The 14,657-nt window shown below is 68.3% G+C and carries 13 protein-coding genes; 6 read left to right on the forward strand and 7 right to left on the reverse strand.

The window, feature by feature from the left end:
* Positions 1–230 precede the first annotated feature (230 nt).
* On the reverse strand, positions 231–1,733 hold the full coding sequence (gene gatB / locus ACODRV_RS11535) for an Asp-tRNA(Asn)/Glu-tRNA(Gln) amidotransferase subunit GatB (RefSeq protein ID WP_488908411.1): 1,503 nt from the start codon (positions 1,731–1,733) through the stop codon (positions 231–233).
* A gap of 131 nt (positions 1,734–1,864) precedes the next feature.
* Here gatB and ACODRV_RS11540 point away from each other — a divergent pair, with 131 nt between their 5' ends.
* Both ACODRV_RS11540 and ACODRV_RS11545 read left to right on the forward strand, forming a co-directional pair.
* On the forward strand, positions 1,865–3,343 hold the full coding sequence (locus ACODRV_RS11540) for a DUF1800 domain-containing protein (RefSeq protein WP_488908412.1): 1,479 nt from the start codon (positions 1,865–1,867) through the stop codon (positions 3,341–3,343).
* Positions 3,340–4,500 carry a DUF1501 domain-containing protein gene (locus ACODRV_RS11545; protein WP_488908413.1) on the forward strand — a complete coding sequence of 387 codons (1,161 nt, stop codon included), beginning with the start codon at positions 3,340–3,342 and terminating at the stop codon, positions 4,498–4,500. Before ACODRV_RS11540 ends, ACODRV_RS11545 begins: the two co-directional genes overlap by 4 nt.
* Positions 4,501–4,557: 57 nt before the next feature.
* Here ACODRV_RS11545 and adhP read toward each other — a convergent pair whose 3' ends face one another.
* The 6 genes from adhP to ACODRV_RS11575 form a co-directional block, all read right to left on the reverse strand.
* Positions 4,558–5,589, reverse strand: a complete 1,032-nt coding sequence (adhP, locus tag ACODRV_RS11550; protein WP_488908414.1) for an alcohol dehydrogenase AdhP — start codon at positions 5,587–5,589, stop codon at positions 4,558–4,560.
* A 148-nt stretch (positions 5,590–5,737) separates the two neighbouring features.
* On the reverse strand, positions 5,738–7,255 hold the full coding sequence (gene exaC, locus ACODRV_RS11555; RefSeq protein WP_488908415.1) for an acetaldehyde dehydrogenase ExaC: 1,518 nt from the start codon (positions 7,253–7,255) through the stop codon (positions 5,738–5,740).
* A 135-nt stretch (positions 7,256–7,390) separates the two neighbouring features.
* On the reverse strand, positions 7,391–8,365 hold the full coding sequence (locus ACODRV_RS11560) for a GAF domain-containing protein (protein WP_141626727.1): 975 nt from the start codon (positions 8,363–8,365) through the stop codon (positions 7,391–7,393).
* Positions 8,366–8,505: 140 nt separating this feature from the next.
* A complete protein-coding gene (gatA, locus tag ACODRV_RS11565) occupies positions 8,506–9,984 on the reverse strand; it encodes an Asp-tRNA(Asn)/Glu-tRNA(Gln) amidotransferase subunit GatA (RefSeq protein WP_488908416.1) in 1,479 nt (492 codons plus the stop codon).
* A 5-nt stretch (positions 9,985–9,989) separates the two neighbouring features.
* Complete coding sequence (gene gatC / locus ACODRV_RS11570; protein ID WP_141626729.1) at positions 9,990–10,277, reverse strand: Asp-tRNA(Asn)/Glu-tRNA(Gln) amidotransferase subunit GatC; 288 nt, start codon at positions 10,275–10,277, stop codon at positions 9,990–9,992.
* A gap of 83 nt (positions 10,278–10,360) precedes the next feature.
* Positions 10,361–10,897 (reverse strand): hypothetical protein, encoded by a 537-nt coding sequence (locus ACODRV_RS11575; RefSeq protein ID WP_488908417.1) that lies wholly within the window; start codon positions 10,895–10,897, stop codon positions 10,361–10,363.
* A gap of 73 nt (positions 10,898–10,970) precedes the next feature.
* On the opposite strand from ACODRV_RS11575, the gene ruvX reads away from it, so the two are divergent.
* Genes ruvX through pyrC form a run of 4 tightly spaced genes read left to right on the forward strand, consistent with a single transcriptional unit; the run spans position 10,971 to position 14,642 of the window.
* A complete protein-coding gene (ruvX, locus tag ACODRV_RS11580; RefSeq protein WP_141628289.1) occupies positions 10,971–11,435 on the forward strand; it encodes a Holliday junction resolvase RuvX in 465 nt (154 codons plus the stop codon).
* Complete coding sequence (locus ACODRV_RS11585; RefSeq protein ID WP_141626731.1) at positions 11,432–12,355, forward strand: AEC family transporter; 924 nt, start codon at positions 11,432–11,434, stop codon at positions 12,353–12,355. The genes ruvX and ACODRV_RS11585 overlap by 4 nt, the downstream gene beginning before the upstream one ends.
* A gap of 23 nt (positions 12,356–12,378) precedes the next feature.
* Positions 12,379–13,359: an aspartate carbamoyltransferase catalytic subunit gene (locus ACODRV_RS11590; protein ID WP_141626732.1), complete on the forward strand. Its 981-nt coding sequence runs from the start codon at positions 12,379–12,381 to the stop codon at positions 13,357–13,359.
* Complete coding sequence (pyrC, locus tag ACODRV_RS11595; protein WP_141626733.1) at positions 13,356–14,642, forward strand: dihydroorotase; 1,287 nt, start codon at positions 13,356–13,358, stop codon at positions 14,640–14,642. The genes ACODRV_RS11590 and pyrC overlap by 4 nt, the downstream gene beginning before the upstream one ends.
* Positions 14,643–14,657: the final 15 nt, after the last annotated feature.

A 14,657-nucleotide genomic window follows, 5' to 3' on the forward strand; every position in this document is an offset into this window, starting at 1 on the left:
TTGAGCTCGCAGCCCGGGTCCGGGTCCGCGGTGGCGCTAGCGGGAGCCATCAAGACCCCTGCCGCAAAGAGTGCGACAGCGACGTTCTTCATCATGGTTGTCCTCCTCCGGCGGAAAATCCGCAACAGGAAGTTGTTCCCAATGGTGGAGCTTTAGCAATCCAGGATCACTGAATCGTGAGCCGAAACAACCTTAACGATTGAAAGCCGTGCGCCGCGGCTGACCCGGGATTACAGCCCCAGCTTCGCCTTCAGAATGTCGTTGACGGCGGCCGGGTTGGCCTTGCCGCCGGTCGCCTTCATGACCTGACCGACGAACCAGCCGATGGCCTGCGGCTTCTCGGCGACGGCGGCGGCCTTGTCCGGGTTGGCGGCGATGATTTCATCGACGGCCTTCTCGATGGCGCCCGTGTCGGTCACCTGCTTCAGGCCGTGTTTCTCGACGACCTCGGCGGGTGAGCCCTCGCCGTTCCAGACGTGATCGAAGACTTCCTTGGCGATCTTGGACGAGATGACGTTCGTCTCGATCAGCTCGACCAGCTGGTTAACGTGGGCGGCGGGCAGCGGGTTCTGGCTGAACTCCTTGCCGTCGGCCGCCAGACGGGCCGACAGTTCGTTGGTCACCCAGTTGGACACCAGCTTGGCGTCACGCCCTTTCGCGGCTTCCTCGAAATAGTCGGCCTTGGCCTGATCCGAGATCAGGACCACGGCATCGTACTGCGACAGGCCGTACTGGCTCATCAGGCGACGGCGCTTCTCGTCCGGCAGTTCCGGCAGGTTCGCCTTGATCTCGTCGATCCACGCCTGCTCGAGCTCGAGCGGCAGCAGGTCGGGATCGGGGAAGTAGCGATAGTCCATCGCCTCTTCCTTGGAGCGCATCGAGCGCGTCTCGCCGGCGTTCGGATCATAGAGACGGGTCTCCTGATCGATCTTGCCGCCGTCCTCGATGATCTCGATCTGGCGGCGAGCCTCATACTGGATGGCTTGCGAGATGAAGCGGAACGAGTTGACGTTCTTGATCTCGCAACGGGTGCCCAGGAAGCTGAAGTCGCCGGTTTCCCTGAACTTGTCGTAGTTGCCCGCGCGGCAGACCGAGACGTTCACGTCGGCGCGCAGATTGCCCTTCTCCATGTCCCCGTCGCAGGTGCCTAGGTACATCAGGATGGTGCGGATCTTCTTGACGTAGGCGACGGCCTCTTCCGGCGTGCGGATGTCCGGACGCGAGACGATCTCCATCAGGGCGGTGCCCGCGCGGTTCAGGTCGACGAAGGATTCGGTCGGCGACAGGTCGTGGATCAGCTTGCCCGCGTCCTGTTCCAGATGCAGGCGCTCAATGCCGACGTTGAAGAAGCTGCCGTCCTCGGCCTCGACCTCGACCACGCCCTCGCCGACGATCGGGTAGAAGAGCTGGCTGATCTGATAGCCGGTGGGCAGATCGGGATAGAAGTAGTTCTTGCGGTCGAACTGGCTGCGCAGGTTGATCTGCGCCTTCAGGCCCAGACCCGATTTCACCGCCTGCTCGACGCAGTGTTTGTTCAGCGTCGGCAGCATGCCGGGGAAGCCCGCGTCGACCAGCGACACCTGCTCGTTCGGACCCGCGCCGAAGCCGACGGCGGCGCCGGAAAACAGCTTGGCCTTCGACGCCACCTGGGCGTGGATTTCCAGCCCCATGACGATTTCCCAATCGCCGGTGCGGCCCTTGATGGTCTTGGTAGTCGAAGCAGTGTCGGTCATGCGGTCCAGATGGCCTACCGGCCGTGCGCGGTCAAGAAAACGGCGGGTCGAAATCACCGTGTGACGCGGCTTTCGACGGATCGGGCGTCCTGTCGCGTTCATTGTCTGACGCGAACCACCCGAGGCCCGACATGACCCGCTCCGGACCGCCCTCCCGATCCCGCGACGCCGCCGTGGCCCTGACCCGGTTCGGGCTGGGCGCGAAGCCGGGCGAGATCGACGCGGTGGCGGCGGACCCCAAGGGGTGGTTGGAGGCGCAGGCCCGCCCCGGCGGCGCGCCTGTCCCGGAGGGCGGCTTTGAGACCTCCGAACAGCGCCTGGAAAGTTATCAGGCCTATCTGGCCGAGGCGGCGCAGGTCCGGCGGGCGCGGCGCGCGGGCGAACCGCAGCCCGCGATGACGGGCGAGGCCATGGCCGAGGCGCCGGACACGCAGGCGCAGGCCGCGTTCGACGCCCGGCGCGAAAGCCGACGTGATCTGGTGCGGGACACGGCGGAAGAGTTTCTGGCGCGGGCGCAACTGGGCGCCACGACCGGTGCGGGGTTCGCGGAGCGCTGGACCCTGTTCTGGGCCAACGCCTTCACCGTTTCGGCGACCAAATTCCAGGCGGCGGTCTTCATGGGCCAGTACGAGCGCGAGGCGGTCCGGCCGCATGTGTTCGGCAGGTTCGAGGATCTGGCCCTGGCCGCCGACAGCCATCCGGCCATGCTGCTGTATCTGGATCAGGCGCAGTCGGTCGGACCGAACAGTCAGGCCGGAGAACGGCGGCAGGCGGGGCTGAACGAGAACCTCGCGCGTGAAATCCTGGAGTTGCACACCGTCGGCGCCGACGGCGGTTACACCCAGGCGGACGTGACCGAGTTCGCCCGCGCCCTGACCGGCTGGTCGATCCCGAGGCAGGCGGGCGGCGGTCGGGGTCGCCGCGCGGCGATGCGCGCGGGCCAGCCGGGCGAGAACGGCTTCGCCTTCCTGCCTGTCGTGCATGAACCGGGTGAGCGGAGCGTGATGGGCCGTCGCTATCCGGCGAACGGCGTGGAACAGGGCCGCGCCATCCTGAAGGACCTGTCCAACCGGCCGGAGACCGCGCGGCGGCTGGCCCGGAAGATCGCGGTGCATTTCGTGTCGGATACGCCGTCGCCGGAACTGGTCAGCGCGCTGGAGCGGGCGTGGTCGCAGTCGCGCGGCGATCTGGCGGTCGTCGCCCGGGCGCTGGCGACCCATCCGGACAGCTGGGCGCCCGAGGCGGCCAAGGTGAAGACGCCCTATGAGTTCGTGATCTCGGCGCACCGGGCCATGGGCACGCGGCCGCGCCGGGCGCAGCCGCTTCAGCAGGCGCTGGCGCAGATGGGGCAGCCCGCCTGGGCCGCGCCGTCGCCGGAAGGCTGGCCCGACACCGCCGCCGACTGGGCCGGGCCGGACGCGCTGGTGAAGCGTCTCAACTGGGCCAAGACCGTGGGCGACATGGCTTCCGAAGCCGACGCCGTGGCCATGGCGGACAGTGCTCTGGGCGAGCGCCTGGGCCCGCGCAGCCGACAATTCATCGCCCGTGCCGAAAGCCGGGCCGAGGCCGTCACCCTGTTCCTGATGTCGCCGGAGTTCCAGCGCCGATGACCGATCTGATGATGAACCGTCGCCTGCTGCTGGGCGGCTCCGTGGCCGGGATCGGTCTGGCCTTCGCGGGGCAGACGCGGGCGCAGACCCGCGGGCCGAAGCCCAAGCTGGTCGTCATCGTGGCGCGCGGCGCCATGGACGGCCTGTCGGTCACCGTGCCGACGGGTGATCCCAACTATCGCGCCCTGCGCGGCGGTCTGGCCATCGACAACGCGCCGGCCATGCGGGACGGTTTCGGCCTGCACCCCGCCCTGCCCGGCCTGAAGGCGATGTACGACGCGGGTCAGCTGCGCTTCGCTCCGGCGGCGGCGATCCCGGTGCGGGTGAGGTCTCACTTCGATGCGCAGGATGTGCTGGAGAACGGCGGCGAGGGTCTGCGACAGCAGAACGACGGTTGGCTGAACCGGGCCTTGGCGGCGGCGGGCGACGGATCGTTCAAGGGGCTGTCGGTCGGGGCGCAGACGCCGCTGATCCTGCGTGGCGCGGCGGAAACCTCCAGCTGGGCGCCCGGCGGTCAGGTGAAGGGCGAGGATCGCATCGCGTCCCTGCTGCAGGACCTCTATGTCGACGACCCGCTGCTGCAGGGCAATCTGGCGCGTGGGCTGGAGACCGAGGCCATGGCCGCCGAGGCAGGCGGAACCTCGCTGCGCCGGAACGACGTCAACGGATTGGGCCAGACTGTTGCGCGGCTGATGACCGGCGACAACGGCGCGGACGTAGTGGCCCTTAGCATCGACGGCTGGGACACCCACGCCCGCCAGAACGGACAGCTCCAGACCCGGCTGACGGGACTGGATCAGGTGATCGGCGGCCTGCACGACGGGCTGCGCGACCAGTGGGCCAACACCATGGTGGTGGTCGCGACCGAGTTCGGACGGACGGCGCGGGCCAACGGCACGCAGGGCACCGACCATGGCACGGGGTCGTCCCTGCTGGTGGCGGGCGGCGCGTTGAAGCCCGGCGGCCTGATCGGCGACTGGCCGACACTGGCGGACAACAGGCTGTTCGAGGGCCGCGATCTGGCGCCGACAATCGACGTGCGCTCGGTTTTCAAGGGCGTGCTGCGCGACCATCTGGGCGTGGACCGGGCGGCGCTGGACAACCGGGTCTTCCCCGGCAGCGCATCCGAAGCGCCGACGCTGGACGGACTGGTCTGAGACACGAAACAGGGCGGCCGGAGACCGACCGCCCTGCCCCGGTTCAGCGGCTGATCATCAGTTGATGGTCATGACCACGCGGCCTTCGATCTGGCCCTTGTGCATGCGCTGGAAGATGTCGTTGATGTTCTCCAGCGGTTCGACCGAGACCGTCGCCTTGACCTTCTCGTCGGCGGCGAATTGAAGCGCCTCCTGCAGGTCCAGACGGTTGCCGACGATGGAGCCCCGCACGGTCGTGCCGTTCAGCACCATGTCGAAGATCGACAGGGGGAAGTCGCCGGGCGGCAGGCCGTTCAGGGCCACGGTGGCGCCGCGCGAGGTCATGTTGACCGCCTGTTCGAAGGCCTTGGGTGAAACGGCCGTGACGAGGACGCCCTGGGCGCCGCCGCTGGTCTGGGCCTTGATGTCCGCTGCGGGATCGTTGGAGGTTTTGGCGTTGACCGTGACCGTCGCGCCGAGGCGGCGGGCGAGGTCCAGCTTGCTGTCATCAACATCCACCGCGGCGACATTCAGGCCCATGGCCTTGGCGTACTGGACCGCGACGTGGCCGAGCCCGCCGATGCCCGAGATCACCACCCAGTCGCCCGGTTTCGTGTCGGTCATCTTCAGCCCCTTGTAGACCGTCACGCCCGCGCAGAGGATCGGGGCGATGTCGGTAAAGCTGACGTTGTCCGGCAAGTGGCCGACGTAGTTCGGATCGGCGATGGCGTATTCCGCGAAGCCGCCGTTGACCGAATAGCCGGTGTTCTCCTGCTCGTGGCAGAGGGTCTCCCAGCCGCCGAGGCAGTGCTTGCAGTGGCCGCAGGACGAGTAGAGCCAGGGCACGCCGACCCGGTCGCCCTCCTTGACCAGCTTCACCCCCGCGCCGACGGCGGAGACGTAGCCGACGCCCTCATGGCCCGGGATGAAGGGCGGGTTCGGCTTGACCGGCCAGTCGCCCTCAGCCGCGTGCAGATCGGTGTGGCATACGCCTGAGGCCTCGATCTTCACCTGAATCTGGCCGGGGCCGGGTTGCGGGATGGCGACTTCCTCGATGGTCAGCGGCTTGCCGAATTCGCGCACGACAGCAGCCTTCATGGTCCTGGACATGAATCTTCCTCGTAGTCGGTGATGTCCTGAAAGATCGGGGCGGCCGGAAAGCAGGGACCGGCCGCCCCGTCAGGTCGTTGCTCTCGGGGAGTGATATGCGGAGCAAACGCAGGATGGCCGAACGGGAGCCGCCCATCCTTGATGCAGATCAGAAGAAGCCGAGTTTGTCCGGGCTGTAGCTGATCAGCAGGTTCTTGGTCTGCTGGTAGTGGTCCAGCATCATCCGATGGTTCTCGCGACCGATGCCGGACTTCTTGTAGCCGCCGAAGGCCGCGTGCGCCGGGTACTGGTGGTAGCAGTTGGTCCAGACTCGACCGGCCTGGATGGCGCGACCGGCGCGGTAGGCGGTGTTCATGTCGCGCGTCCAGACGCCGGCGCCGAGGCCGTACTCGGTGTCATTGGCGATCTCGATGGCTTCCTCGAGGGTCCTGAACGTCGTCACGGCGAGGACCGGGCCGAAGATCTCCTCCTGGAAGATGCGCATGTCGTTGCGGCCCTTGAACACCGTCGGCTTGACGTAATAGCCGCCCGACAGATCGTCCTGCAGCACCGCCTGCTCGCCGCCGGTGAGGACTTCGGCGCCCTCGTCCTTGCCGATCTGGAGGTAGCCGAGGATCTTGTTCAACTGCTGGTTCGAGGCTTGGGCGCCGACCTGGGTGTTGGGGTCCAGCGGGTCGCCCTGACGGATCGCCTCGACCCTCTCGATCGCCTTCTTGATGAAGGCTTCATAGATGTCCTCATGGACCAGCGCGCGGCTGGGGCAGGTGCAGACCTCGCCCTGATTGAGGGCGAACATGGCGAAGCCTTCCAGCGCCTTGTCGAGGAAGGCGTCATCCTCATCCATCACGTCCTTGAAGAAGATGTTCGGCGACTTGCCGCCCAGCTCCAGCGTGACCGGGATGATGTTCTGCGTCGCATACTCCATGATCTTCTGGCCGACGGCGGTCGAGCCGGTGAAGGCGATCTTGGCGATGCGCGGATTGGTGGCCAGCGGCTCGCCGACCTCGACGCCCGTGCCCGAGACGATGTTCAGCACCCCGGCCGGCAGCAGGTCCTGGATCAGCTCGGTGACCAGCAGGATCGAGGCCGGGGTCTGCTCGGCAGGCTTGAGAACGATGCAGTTCCCGGCCGCCAGCGCCGGGGCGATCTTCCAGGCCGCCATCAGGATCGGGAAGTTCCACGGAATGATCTGGCCGACGACGCCCAGAGGCTCGTGGAAGTGATAGGCGACGGTGTCGTTATCCAGCTCCGAGATGCCGCCTTCCTGCGCGCGGATGCAGCCGGCGAAATAGCGGAAATGGTCAATGGCCAGGGGGATGTCGGCGGCCAGGGTCTCGCGCACCGGCTTGCCGTTGTCCCAGGTCTCGGCCTCGGCGACGGCCTGTAGATTGGCCTCGATGACGTCAGCGATCTTGTTGAGGATCACCGCGCGCTGGGCGACCGAGGTCTTGCCCCAGCTGTCCTTGGCGGCGTGAGCGGCGTCCAGCGCCAGCTCGACGTCGGCCGCGTCCGAGCGAGCCACCTCGCACAGGACGCGGCCATTCACCGGGGAGGTGTTCTCGAAATAGCGGCCGTTGACCGGGGCCACCCACCGGCCGCCGATGAAGTTGTCGTAGCGCGCCTTGAACTTGGGGGTCACGGCGCGGATGAATTCGGGCTTGGTCACGATAGCCTCCTGTTTTCCTCGGGCGCCGATTGTCGGCGTCGTTGGATCGGAGACTTGGCCCGGGCGGGGAAAGCCGCCAGAGCCCGAAGTCATGGTGCAGCGCACACCTGTCGCAAGGTTGCGACAGACCGTTGGTCAGTGGGTATCGGAGCCGAGGCCCAGCCGGTTCAGCTTGCGATGCAGGGTGGCGCGGCTGACGCCCAGCGCACGGGCGGCAGCCGAGACATTGCCGCCGTTCAGGGCCAGCGCCCGACGCACGGCGCCGCGTTCGGCCTCGATCAGGTCCGCCTCGACTGATCCGGCGCCCAGCACCTCGGACGCCGCAAGCTGGCCGGCGATACGCTCATCGGTGATCGACAGGGCCAGACGGGCCGCGCGGGTGGCGCCGACGACCAGATCATCGCGATCCACGGCCAGCAGGGCCGCCGTGTTCCGCTCCGCCACATCGCCCGCCAGCACGATGCGGGCGTCGGCGAAGGCGTGGCGGAAGGTCTGGGCCTCAATGGAGCGCGCGGCGTCGGCCACGGCGGCGGCGATCAGGCCGAGCATGCCCTCTGTCGCATCCGCCCGGCAGGAGGACACGTCCAGCAGGCCCGCCAGCCTGCCCTGCGGATCGTGGATCGGATGGCTGGTGCAGCTCAGCGCCGTATTGCGGGCGTGGAAATGCTGGTCGCGGTGGATGGTCAGGGGGCGATGCTCGGCCAAGGCCGTGCCGATCCCGTTGGTGCCCTCGACCGCTTCTGACCAGACGGCGCCGGGCCAGAGGCCCCACGCCCGGAAGGTCTCGTCATCGACAGCGGAACCGCGCCGCTCGACCGGCACCCCGTCGGCATTGGTCAGCAGGACGCAGCAGCCGGTGTCGCCGACCGCGAGGAACAGACGATCCAGCACCGGCTGGGCGGCGCGTGTCATCGGCTCCATCGCCTGACGCGCCTCGCGCAGTTGCTGTTCGGTCAGGGTGTTCGCCCTGCCCTGCGTTTCCGGGTCCAGACCGTACAGGGTCATGGACCGCCGCCACGACGCCGCCAGAGCCGACCTGGCCGGGCCCGCGCCGTCGTCCAGCACCTGTTTGATCAGGCTTCCGTGATCGTTTCCTCGCCGTTCGCCCATGGTGGTCTCCGAGCGTTGTTCGGAGCGCGATAGGACGCCGGACAGGGGCGAAGGTCAAATCATGGGCGGAAGATAGGAGGGCGGGGTTTGGGGATGGGGCGTCTGCGCGTCCCCTCTCCCATCGGGAGAGGGCTTTTAACCTACCACCACTTGTTGGGCCGCGCGGTGAAGCCGGCCGCCTGTTCCAGCACGTCGGCGACCTGGAAGACCGTCGCTTCGTCCAGCGCCTTGCCGATGACCTGAAGACCGAGCGGCAGGCCGCCGGAATCGACGCCCGCGGGCACCGAGATGCCCGGCAGGCCCGCGAGGTTGGCGGTGACGGTGAAGACGTCGTTCAGGTACATGGTCACCGGGTCGATCTGCTTGTCGCCCAGCGCGAAGGCGGCCGACGGGGTCGACGGGGTCAGGATGGCGTCGACGCGGTCCCAGACGTTGTCGAAGTCCTGGGCGATGCGGCGGCGCACCTTCAGGGCCTTGACGTAGTAGGCGTCGTAGAAGCCGGCCGACAGGACGTAGGCGCCGATGGTCAGGCGGCGCTGGACTTCCTTGCCGAAGCCCTCGGCGCGCGAGGTTTCGTACAGGTCGGTCAGCGACTTCGCCTCTTCGGCGCGATGGCCGAAGCGCATGCCGTCGTAGCGCGCCAGGTTCGAGGAGGCCTCGGCCGGGGCGACGATGTAGTAGGTCGGCAGGGCGTATTTGGTGTGCGGCAGGCTGATCTCGACGATTTCGGCGCCGGCGGCCTTCAGCCACTGGACGCCCTGGTCCCAGAGCGCCTGAATCTCGGCGGGCATGCCGTCGACGACGTATTCCTTCGGCACGCCGATGCGCAGGCCCTTCACGCCCTTGCCCAGCGACTTCGTCCAGTCCGGGGTCTCGACGTCGAGGCTGGTCGAATCCTTGATGTCGAACGAGCACATCGAGCGCAGCAGGATGGCGGCGTCCTCAACGGTCTTGGTGATCGGACCGGCCTGATCCAGCGACGAGGCGAAGGCGACCATGCCGAAGCGGCTGGCGCGCCCGTAGGTCGGCTTGATGCCGACGGTGCCGGTGAAGGCCGCGGGCTGGCGGATCGAGCCGCCGGTGTCCGACGCGGTGGCGGCCAGACACAGATCGCCGGCGACGGCCGAGGCCGAGCCGCCCGACGAGCCGCCGGGGGTCAGCTCGGCGTTCGAGCTGGACGACTTCCACGGGTTCACGACCGAGCCGTAGGCCGAGGTCTCGTTGGACGAGCCCATGGCGAACTCGTCCATGTTCAGCTTGCCCAGCATGACCGCGCCGTCCGCCCACAGATTGGCGGTGACGGTCGATTCATACGGCGGGACAAAGCCCTTGAGCATGTTGGAGCCGGCGGTCGTCTGGACGCCGTCGGTGCAGAACAGGTCCTTGATACCCAGCGGCGCGCCTTCCAGCGCTCCGCCCTCGCCCTTCGCCAGCCGGGCGTCCGAGGCGCGGGCCATCTCCAGCGCCTTGCCGGTCGTCTGGACGACGTAGGCGTTCAGCTTGGGATTGGCGGCGTCTATGTTGGCGACGAAGGCCTTCGTGATTTCTTCCGAGGAGAAGTCGCGGGCCTTGAGGCCGTCGAGGGCGGCCTTGAGAGTCAGTTTGGTCAGGTCGGTCATACTGCTTACTCGACCACCTTGGGCACGACGAAGAAGCCGTCCGCCGACTTCGGAGCGTTCGAGAGGACCGCGTCCACCTTGGCGCCGTCGGTGACGACGTCATCGCGCAGACGCAGGGGCTGGGCCACGTTCGAGGTCATGGGCTCGACGCCGTCGACGTCGACCTCATTCAGTTGTTCGATCCACGCCAGAATGCCGTTCAGCTCCTGGGCCAGCGGCTCCAGCCGCTCCTCGGGGGTCTTGATGCGAGCGAGGTGCGCCACCTTGCGCACGGTCGCGACGTCGACGGCCATGCGGCCCTCCAAATGCGAAACCTGAGCGGGCGGGATTAGCGGTCCGGGGCCGGATTCACAAGGATTCCGATACGGCTTGCGGCCTATTGCGCCGGCGTGACCGTGATCGCGGCGGGCGGAGCCCCGTCCGCGCCGGGCGTCCAGCTCACGATCAGACGCCGCTCGCGCTTGCCGATCTGGCCCGTCGCCTCGTCCATCACGCTTTCCTCGACCTTCAGATCGACACGACCCGGCGCTTCGGACAGCACCTGATAGTCCAGGAAGTCGCCGATGCGGAACACCGCCCAGCCTTCGGCGGGGGATTTGAAGAAGGCGATGTCGGTGTAGAGGCCGTTCATGGCCGGATCGCCGCCCGCCGTGCCGAACAGCTTGACCGTCGCCCCGCCCTGCCGCGCCAGTTGATCCAGCTTCACGACCGAGGCCGCCTGCTGGATGTTCGGGTCGTCAGACACGGCGACGGTGACGGCTGGACCCGACGCGACCAGAGGCGTCACCGGAGGTGCGGCCTGCGAGGCGGGCAGGTTCGGCCTCGACGCCGGGGCCGGTGCGCGGGTCTGGTCAGCGGAGTCACAGGCCGCGAGGCCGACCAGCGCGGCGGCGAGCAGGAGCGGATATCTCATCGAACTCTCTCCAATCGGCGATCCGGGGACATTGCGCTTTGACTTCGGCGACCGCCAGTCCTACCGCGACACCGTGACCGTCCTGACCCTTGAAGAGCTCGCCGAACAGACACCGCCCGGAACGCCCTGGCTGGGGCTGGATCTGGGTGAGAAGACCATCGGCGTGGCCGCGTCGGACGCCACCCGCATCATCGCCAGTCCGCTGCAGCTGATCCGAAAGACGAAGTTCACGGACGACGCCAGGGCGGTCCTGAAACTGATGGACGGGCGTAACGCTTCGGGGCTCGTGATCGGCCTGCCGCTGAACATGGACGGCACCGAGGGGCCGCGCGCCCAGTCGTGCCGCGCCTTCGCCCGCAATCTGCAAAGGCTGCGCGAGGTGCCGGTGACCTTCCAGGACGAGCGGCTGTCGACCACGGCGGTCGAACGCTTCCTCATTGACGAGCTGGACCTGACCCGCAAGCGCCGCGCCGATGTGGTGGACCGCACGGCGGCCGCCTGGATCCTTCAGGGCGCGCTGGACCGTCTGCGCGGATGATCGGCCTGCTCGCGGGCATCATCCCCGTCTTCTGCCTGATCGCCATTGGCTACGGCCTGAGAAAATCGGACTTCCTGCCGGACGCCACCTGGCGGCCGATCGAGAAGCTGTCGATCAACCTGCTCTATCCGGGCTTCCTGATCCCCGCGATCTGGGGCGCGGACCTGTCGGGTGGCGGGGCCAGCGCCTCGGCGGGCGCGGCGGTGACGGCCGTGATCATCGTCGGCGCCTGCGCCTTGGCGGCCAAGCCGTTCCTGAAGATCGAGGGTCCGGCCTACACCAGCGTCTTCCAGGGCGTGATCCGGTGGAACAGCTTCGTCTTCCTGCCGGTCATTCAGGCCACTTTCGGCGCCGAGGGGCTGGCGCTGGCGGCGGTGATGATCGCCTCGATCATTCCCGTGACCAATATCGCCTGCGTCGCCGTTCTGGCGCGGTGGGGCGCGGACCAGAGGGGCGTCTCGCCGCTGGCGCTCACCAGGGCGATGCTGGCCAACCCGATCCTCGTGGCCTGCCTGAGCGGGCTGGCGCTGAACGTCCTCAAGGTCCCGCCGATCCCCGGCGTGTCGGACACGCTGGAGCTGCTGGGCGGGGCGGCCCTGCCGTTGGGGCTGATCGTGGCCGGCGCGGGCCTGAGCTTCGCCGAGGTGGCGCGGCGCAAATGGACGGTCGCCGCCGTCACCGGGATCAAGCTGGGCGTCATGCCGCCGCTGATGTGGGGTCTGTGCATCCTGTACGGCGGCGATGAAACGGCGCAGGGCGCGGCCCTGCTGTGCGGGGCGGCTCCGGGCGCGGCGGCGGCCTATCTGCTGGCGCGACAGATGGGTGGCGACGCCCCGCTGATGGCCGGGATCGTGGCCGCGACCACGGTCGGCAGCGCATTGACCATTCCGATCCTGCTGGCGCTGTTCCATTTGGTCTGACGACCGCTTATAGCCGCGTCTCGATGACCCAGCCCGATGTCACCGACCTGATTCACGAACGGCTGGAGCCGTTTCCCCGCGATCACTTCCTGTCCGCGGGCGATCTGAACGCCGCGACCGTCCCGCCCCTGCTGGATCTCGCCGACGCCTTTGTCGACTTCAACCGGCAATCGGCCAAGTCGCTGGACATCATGCGCGGCCGCACGGTGATGAACCTGTTCTTCGAGAACTCGACCCGGACCAGCGCCTCGTTCGAGATCGCCGCCAGGCGGCTGGGTGCGGACGTCACCGCCCTGTCGCCAAGGACCTCTTCGGTGGCCAAGGGCGAGACCCTGATCGACACCGCCGCCACCCTGAACGCCATGAAGCCGGACGTGCTGGTGGTTCGCCACTCGGCCTCGGGCGCGGCGGCCCTGCTGTCGCAGAAGGTCGGCTGCGCGGTCGTCAACGCCGGCGACGGACGGCACGAACATCCGACGCAAGCCCTTCTGGACCTGCTGAGCCTGCGCCGCGCCTTCGGTTATGTGGGCGGCCTGACCATCGCCATCTGCGGCGACATCGCCCACAGCCGGGTGGCCCGCTCGAACGTGGCCCTGCTGTCGATGATGGGCGCCCGCGTGCGCCTGATCGGCCCGCCGACCCTGGTGCCCGGCGACGCTGATCGGTGGGGCTGCGAAGTCTTCCACGACATGAAGGATGGTCTGCAAGGCGTTGATGTCGCGATGATGTTACGCTTGCAGCTGGAGCGGATGGAGGGCGCGCTGGTGCCCTCGACGCGCGAGTATTTCCGCTTCTGGGGTCTGGATCGCGAGAAGCTGAGCTGGGCCAGGCCGGGCGCCAAGGTCATGCACCCCGGCCCGATGAACCGGGGCGTGGAGATCGACTCGGACGTGGCCGACGACCTGTCGGTGTCCCTCATTCAGGATCAGGTCGAGATGGGGGTCGCCGCCCGCATGGCCGTGCTGGCCGCCCTGTCCGTGCGCCGCGAAGGAGCCTCGGCATGAGCGCCCTCGCTGTTCTGAACGCCCGCCTGCTGGATCCGGCGAGCGACTATGACGGCCCCGGCGCCCTGCTGATCGTCGATGGCGTGATCACCGAGGTGATCCACGGAACGCAGGCGAGCGCGCCCGCGGGCGTCGAGGTGATAGACGCGGGCGGCCTGTGCCTCGCGCCCGGCCTGATCGACATCCGGGTCAAGACCGGCGAGCCCGGGGACGAGCCCAAGGAGACGCTCAAGTCGGCCAGTCTGGCGGCGGCGGCGGGCGGCGTGACCACCATCGTGGTCCAGCCTGACACCGATCCGGCCATCGACGATCCGGCGATGATCGACCACATCCAGCGACGCGGCGCGGCGCTGGACCTCGTCAACGTTCGCGCGGCGGGCGCGGCGACCAGGGGACGAGACGGCCAGCGGATGGCCGAGATCGGCCTGATGGACGAGGCCGGCGCCCTGTACTTCACCGACGGCGACCGCGTCATCGCCAACACCCGCACCCTGCAACGGGTGATGAGCTACGCCGCCGCGTTCAACGCCCTGATCGCCTGCCGTCCGGCCGACCCCTGGCTGAGCGAGGGCGCGGTGGCGACCAGTGGCGAACTGGCGACCCGTCTGGGCCTGTCGGGCGTGCCCGCCATCGCCGAGCGCATCCAGCTGGAGCGCGATCTGGCTCTGGTGGAGCAGACCGGCGCGCGGTTCCTGGTGGACCAGATCTCGACCGAGGGCGCGCTGGAGACGCTGGCGCGGGCGCGCGGCAAGGGGCTGGAGGTCGCCGCCTCGGTGTCGATCAACCACCTGTGCTTCAACGAGCTGGACATCGGCGACTACCGCACCTTCTACCGACTGGACCCGCCGCTTCGCGCCGAGAGCGACCGTCAGGCCCTGATCGAGGCGGTGCGCGATGGCCTGATCGACGTCATCACCAGCGCCCACGCCCCGGCTCCGGCCGAGGACAAGCGCCGCCCGTTCGGCGAGGCCGCGCCGGGCGCCGTGGGTCTGGAGACCCTGCTGCCCGCCGCCCTGAGCCTGCATCATGAGGACGGGCTGGACCTGCTGGACGTCTTGCGCCCCCTGACCTCGGGCCCGGCGGGCCTGCTGGGGCTGGACGCGGGCGTGCTGGCGGCGGGGGCTCCGGCCGATCTGGTGCTGTTCGATCCGGGCGCGCCCGTCGTGATCGACGCCGCCGCGCTGAAGTCCAAGTCCAAGAACTCGCCGTTCGACGGACGGCGGCTGCAGGGCAAGGTCATCGGCACGTTCGTCGGGGGCCGCAGGGTTTTCGAGAGCCGCTGACAGGCGAGAGCCGAA

The sequence above is a fragment of the Brevundimonas sp. FG8 genome, assembly GCF_057808845.1.